General features: G+C 65.7%; 7 protein-coding genes and 1 pseudogene. All 8 read right to left on the reverse strand.

All coding sequences use genetic code 11. The annotated features are described in order from the left end of the window. A pseudogene (locus ACXJL8_RS32365) lies at window positions 1-211 on the reverse strand (hypothetical protein); the annotation flags it as partial. Window positions 212-249: 38 nt separating this feature from the next. Further along, on the reverse strand, window positions 250-678 hold the full coding sequence (locus ACXJL8_RS32370; protein WP_456622139.1) for a phage tail fiber protein: 429 nt from the start codon (window positions 676-678) through the stop codon (window positions 250-252). A gap of 10 nt (window positions 679-688) precedes the next feature. Beyond that, complete coding sequence (locus tag ACXJL8_RS32375; protein ID WP_456622140.1) at window positions 689-1,081, reverse strand: phage tail fiber protein; 393 nt, start codon at window positions 1,079-1,081, stop codon at window positions 689-691. Between the two features lie 4 nt (window positions 1,082-1,085). After that, the gene (locus tag ACXJL8_RS32380; RefSeq protein WP_456686249.1) at window positions 1,086-4,049 is read right to left on the reverse strand and encodes a hypothetical protein; all 2,964 of its coding nucleotides are present in this window, start codon (window positions 4,047-4,049) and stop codon (window positions 1,086-1,088) included. 6 nt (window positions 4,050-4,055) lie between these two features. Then, window positions 4,056-4,481 (reverse strand): phage tail assembly chaperone, encoded by a 426-nt coding sequence (locus ACXJL8_RS32385; RefSeq protein ID WP_456622217.1) that lies wholly within the window; start codon window positions 4,479-4,481, stop codon window positions 4,056-4,058. Continuing rightward, window positions 4,409-4,858 carry a branched-chain amino acid ABC transporter gene (locus tag ACXJL8_RS32390; protein WP_456622142.1) on the reverse strand — a complete coding sequence of 150 codons (450 nt, stop codon included), beginning with the start codon at window positions 4,856-4,858 and terminating at the stop codon, window positions 4,409-4,411. The genes ACXJL8_RS32385 and ACXJL8_RS32390 overlap by 73 nt, the downstream gene beginning before the upstream one ends. A 65-nt stretch (window positions 4,859-4,923) precedes the next feature. Next, window positions 4,924-5,085 carry a hypothetical protein gene (locus tag ACXJL8_RS32395; protein WP_456622143.1) on the reverse strand — a complete coding sequence of 54 codons (162 nt, stop codon included), beginning with the start codon at window positions 5,083-5,085 and terminating at the stop codon, window positions 4,924-4,926. 3 nt (window positions 5,086-5,088) lie between these two features. After that, a partial coding sequence (locus ACXJL8_RS32400; RefSeq protein WP_456686250.1) for a phage tail tube protein occupies window positions 5,089-5,564 on the reverse strand: 476 nt, incomplete at its 5' end.

Genomic DNA, 5,564 nt, shown 5'->3' on the forward strand with positions numbered 1-5,564 from the left:
CGCCGGAAGCTGTCGACGTGCCGCTGGCGGCGCCCTTCGCAGCAGCCGCGCCGATGCCGACGACGGTGGTGACGCCAGCCGCAGCGCCCCTCGCTGCCCCCGCCCCGATGCCGGACGCGACCGACGATCCCGCGGCCACGCCAGGCGCGCGCGTCGAGGTCCGGTCGGATTCGGAGAAGCGGTACCGGCTGAACGGCCCGATGCTGAACATGCCTCAGCCTTTCCGGGGCGGCCCCGGCCCAACCTGCGTCAGTCTTCCGTGATGGTGGTGCTGTTGGTGATCACCGGCGGAACACCGGTCGAGATCGAAATCGCCGGCGACAGCGTGCCGGAATAGAGGATCTTGCCTGTGCCGCTCGCGGCCGTTCCGATCGAGAAAAAGGTCGCCGTGGCACTGCCGCCGGTCGCGGTCGGGAAGTTGATGTCGTTGACCGGCGAGACGCTGTTGCCGGTGACCATGAAACCGGTCGAATTGCGAGCCACCGCGACGCGCGCATAGGACGTATAGGCGACCTCGCTGGTGGTCTGGCTGCCGCCCTCGCCGGGATCGGCCGTATGCATCGCGAAATAGAGGCTGGTCAGCGGCGAGGATGCCGCATTGTCCGCCAGGTTGGCGATCGCCGTGCCGTTGAAGATCAGCTTGAGCAGGTCGTTTTCGAACGTGTCGCCCTTCGACATGGTGGTCCTCTCAGGTAAGGCGCAGGCGCAATTGGCCCACGGGGATCTGCAGCGGCTGGCCGGTGGTGATGGTCCGCGGCATCGTCGGCGCGCCCGGGCAGAGCATGTTGCCGCTGCTGAGCGAGTCCTCGATGCCGAAATGCGTGATGGTGCCCCAATCGGCCGTGGCCGGGCCCAAGGTGATGACCGTGGTGTTGACGCTGATGCCGCTGGCATCGGCGGCGCCCATGACGCCGGCGAGCGGAACGCGGGCATAACCGCCGGCGGAGACTTCGTGGGCATGCGAGCCCGCGACGCCAGGATCGGCCGTATGCGCCGACAGATAGAGCGGCGGCGGGCTGTAGGGCGCAACGCCAGTGAGATCGTCGACGATCTTCTGCCGTCCGTAGGAGGTCGCGGACATGGTCTTAAGTTCCGGTTTTCGCGGACGGCCGCTGCGCACGGCCGCGGTTGCTCTCGACCGCGGTCGCGATGCGGTCGAGCTTCTTGCCCATGCCGTCGAAGCCGGCATTGAGGCTCAGCACCTGTGCGTTGGCGGCCGATGCGATGGCCTGCGACAGCCCCTGCTGGAGCGCCGAGAAATACTGCCCGTTGTCGTTTGCCGCGCCGGACGAAAATACCTGCGAGACCTGCGGCACCAGTGACGCAGTCGACAGCGTGGCGCTGGACGTGGTCGACGCCATCGTCGTGGCGGTCGATGGCGAGGCGCCGATCAGCGCGGCCAGCGCCGAGGACACCGCCTGGTAGATGCCGGCATAGCCTTCCGAGGAGCCGTAAAAGCTCTTGGCCTGGTTGAGCAGCGTGTCGGCGTATTTGGTGATCGAACCGAGCGCATCGGCATCACCGCCCTGCGCCAGGCCGAGCTGCTGGCCGAACTGCGCTTGAGCTGCCGCAAGCTGATCCTGCGGCGACAGGATCGAGCTGGAGCCGGTTTGCAGGCTCGCGAGATAATCGCTGATGGTCTTGATCGAGGCCGTGACGTCGACGGTCGCCTGCTTGACGACGTCGGCAAGATCCGGAAACAGCTTGATGAAGTCGTCGAAGCTGTCGCCGACCAAGCYGGAGTCCTGGACGATCTTCTGCGCCTCGGCCGCATAGGTCGCCGCGATCTGCGCCAGCAGCCCCGGATCGTTGCCGAGCTCGGCCGCGCTTGCGAGGTCGGTCTGATGCTGCTTGAGCAGTGCCGCCGCATCGTTGAGATAGGACTTGCCCTGCGCGCTGTTGAGCCGCTCCGCCAGGCTCGACGTCAGCGTGTCGGCCGCGTCCTGCATGAGCTTCTTGATCTGCGCCTTGACGGACGCGTCGATGCCGGCGAACTCGCCGGTCACGTCCCAGTGGTTGGCCGCGCCGATCGTGGTCAGCGTGTCCTTGAGCCCGGCCGCCTCGTCGTTGACGCCCTTGATCGCCTTCTGCAACGGCGACAGGTCATCGGCGCCGCTCTTGAACTCGGCGATGATGCGGCTGATGCCGCTGGACAGTGTCTCGGCGAGGCTGCCGCGCGAAGCCTCGTCCTTGGCCTTGCGCGCCGCTTCCTCGAGGGTCTGGAACGACGAGAACAGCGACTGAAGCTCATTGGTCAGCGGGCCGAGGTCGACGCCGGCGGCGGCCTGGTTGAACTTGATGACCTGGTCGGCCATCTTGGCCCATTGCTGCTTCGCCTCGTCCAGCTCCTTCTTGGCCTTCTGGTCGCCGGCGAACAGCTGCGCCCCGATCGCCACGACGGCCTCGACGCCGCCCTGGATGAAATTGCCGGAGAAGATGTCGGTCAACGCCTTGTCGGCCATCTTGGAGGCGAGCTGCTCGGCCGCGCCGGCCAGCGCGTCCATGCCGGACTTGCCCTGCATCAGCCCCTGGAAGAACGACTTGGTGAAGTCGAGCCCAGTGTCCTTCACCTCCTGCAGCGCAGCAGTGAGCCGCATGGTGTTGGACAGCGCATCATCGGTATAGGCGCGCCAGTCGTCGCCGTGCAGCCGCCGCTGGATCTGCGCGATCTGCAGCTCGACGCCCTGCAGGCCGACCGTCTGCCGCGCAAAATTGGCGTCGCCCTCCGCCTTCCACTGGTCATAGGCGGACTTGGCCTGCTCCATCCGCTCGCGCAGATCGTAGAACTTGTCGGCGAACTGCTCGAGATCCTTGTAACCGGCGCGCTCGGCCGCGGCATAGAGCTCTGCCTCGACGCGCAGGCCGGCCAGCGCAGCATCGGATTCTCCGATCGCCGCGGCGTCGGCCTTCATCACCGCGATATGCCGATTGGCCGACTCGATCGCACGCTCGAGACCATCCTTTTGGCTCATGTCGGGCAGTTGCGTGGTCGAGCTGTCCGGCGTGACGCGGATCCGGTCCGGCTGCTTGTCGTAGAGCGCCGCCAGCTTGTCGAGCAGCTTGTCGACGTCACCGAGCGAGGCATTCTCCGGAAGGCCGAGCAGGCCGGCGAGGTTGCGCCCCTTGAACCCGGCAAACGACTGCTGGCTGAGATCGCCGATCTGCGCGACGATCTCGCGCAGCCGATAGGCATCGTTGATCTGGTCGTTAAGCTGGGACTTGGTCTTGTCCTCGTCCGGCGTCATCCAGCGGCCGACGGAACCGCTCGCCGCGCCGATGCCGGCAAGGATCTGCGAAGCCAGGCCGGCCATCTGGGTCAGCAGGGGCAGGATCGAGGCCAGCGACGCCTTGAACTGGAGATCCCAGGTCGCAACGGCTTCCTTCCATTGCGTGTTGAACTCGCGCGCCTTGGCGATGGTATCATCGTCGATGATGATGCCGAGATCCTGCGCCTTGCGCTTCTGCTCCTCGATCGCGTCGGCGCCCTGGCGCAGGAACGGAATCCAGTCTTTCGACAGCCCGACGATGCGCGCGATCGCCTGCTGCACCTGAGGCGAGGCGTTCTGCATCAGCCCGGCGATGTCGGCCAGCGCCTGCTTGGTCGAGATCAGCTGACCGTTCTGGTCCTTGATCGAGAGGCCATTGGCCTTGAACAGCTTGCCGAACTCGGTCGCCTTCTGGCTCGCCTGCGTCAGATCATCAGTGATCTTGTCGATGCCGGAGTTGAAGTCCCTTTCCTTCACACCCGACGACATCGCCGCAAACAGATCCTGCTGAAACTCCTTGACGCTGAGGCCGGCCAACTGGGCGCGGTCCTCGAGGTCGACCAGGACCTGCGTCTGCTTGCCGACGTTGTCATAGAAGCTGCGCAGGCCGGCGATCGCCGCCAGCGCCGCGATCCCGACGCCGGCGATCGCCAGCGCCGCGCCCTGCGCGCTGGAGATGCCGCGCTCTGAGGCATCCGCAGCCTTGTCCATGGCCTGCGAATACTGATCGGCGCCGGAGGTGTCGGCGTCGATCACAAGCTCGGTGACGGTCTGGTCGGACATGCTGGTTTAGTCTCGCTTTTTGGCGAACTCGATCCGGAACAGATTGTCGAGATCCTCGATCAGCTCGATCTCGAACGGCGAGAAGCGCCGGCCGCCAAGGCGGGCAAAGGCCTCGATGTCGGCATAGGCGATCGGGTTGATGCCGAAGCCGGACCCGGTTCGGCGGCTGGACAGGCGCTGGAAGGCGTTCCAGAGGTACAAGAGCGGCATAGGGAACGGCGGGACCGCGAGCTGCGCTTCGATCTCCGCCCTGCCCTTGGCGCCCCGCGTGCGCTTGAGCTTGCCTTCCAGCTTCTCCCGCAGGCTGAAGCCGTCCTTGTCCCTGGCATCGAGGGCGAAAGTGGCTTCCGCGAAATCCCTCAGCTCGTCGCCGAGGGCCGAATAAAACTTTCGTCTTCTCGCAGGTAATCGGTGACCTGCTTGAACAGCCAGCCCTTGCGTTGATCCGACAACAGCATGCGGGCGTTGTCGGGCGAGAACTCGATCAGCTTGCCGTCGATGCTGACGGACGTGAAGGTCCTGGTCCGCTTGACGATGCTGTCGACATTGCGCTTGCGCAGGGCGTCGATCGACTCGTCGTCGGCCTTCCACTTCTTGCCGTTGACGCGGGCCTGTTCCTTCTCGCGCGCCAGGCGCAGCTGCTCACGGCCGACCTGGTCGGCCAGCTCGATCGTGATCGGATGGCCCGGGCCGTAGAAGGTCCAGATCCAGCCGGTCTCCTTGTCGGTCGTCGGGTGCTTGATGTTGAGCGTCGCCTCGTCCCTGGCGTCGAGCGCGCCGATGTCGAAGGTGTCTTTCTCGGTATCCATGATGTCCTCTGTCGGAAGGATGGCCCCACGGTGGCCGACACCACCGCGGGGCCGATTGCGCGCAATCATTCTGTCGGGAATTCGGGGGAAGGCCTTTCGATGGCCCGCAAGTTGGAGATCGTGCGGATGCGCAGCCAGTGCAGCTTGCAAAGCGCGTCGAGCAAGATCCGCTCCCGGGCGTCCGGGAGCCGCTCGCTGCCGTAATAACGGCGATCATCGCTCCACATTGGCTACGGTGCCGACGTTTGAAACTTGATGATCGCCGCGTCGTGACCGGCGCCGGCGCCGTCAATGCCGGCGAGCGCGACCGGCACCTGGACGGTCTGGGTGCGGCCGCCGCCCTGGTTGGAGAACGCCGACGGGTCGGCGCCGCCGAGCGTGAAATTGCCCATGTAGATCGAGAAGAAATCCTTGGGCTCGGCCTCGTTGTCGACGGCGAGGACGTGCAGCGTGTAGACGGTCTCGGCCAGGAAGTCCTGGAAGATGGTCAGGTCCTGGTAGAGCATGCCGAGGTTGAGCGAGATGCCCATCTGGCCGGTGAATACGTCCGGCGAGTATTTGATGCCGCCGGAGCCGAACACCGAGGGTGCGTTCGGCGTGATGTCGGCGGTCAGGTCGAAGTTGGTCAGCGAGACCAGGTCGGAGCCGCCGAGCCGGATGGTGGCGTCGACCACCGAGAACGGCGCATTGGCGCCGAGCACCGGCG

Source organism: Bradyrhizobium sp. P5_C11_2 (genome assembly GCF_054049755.1).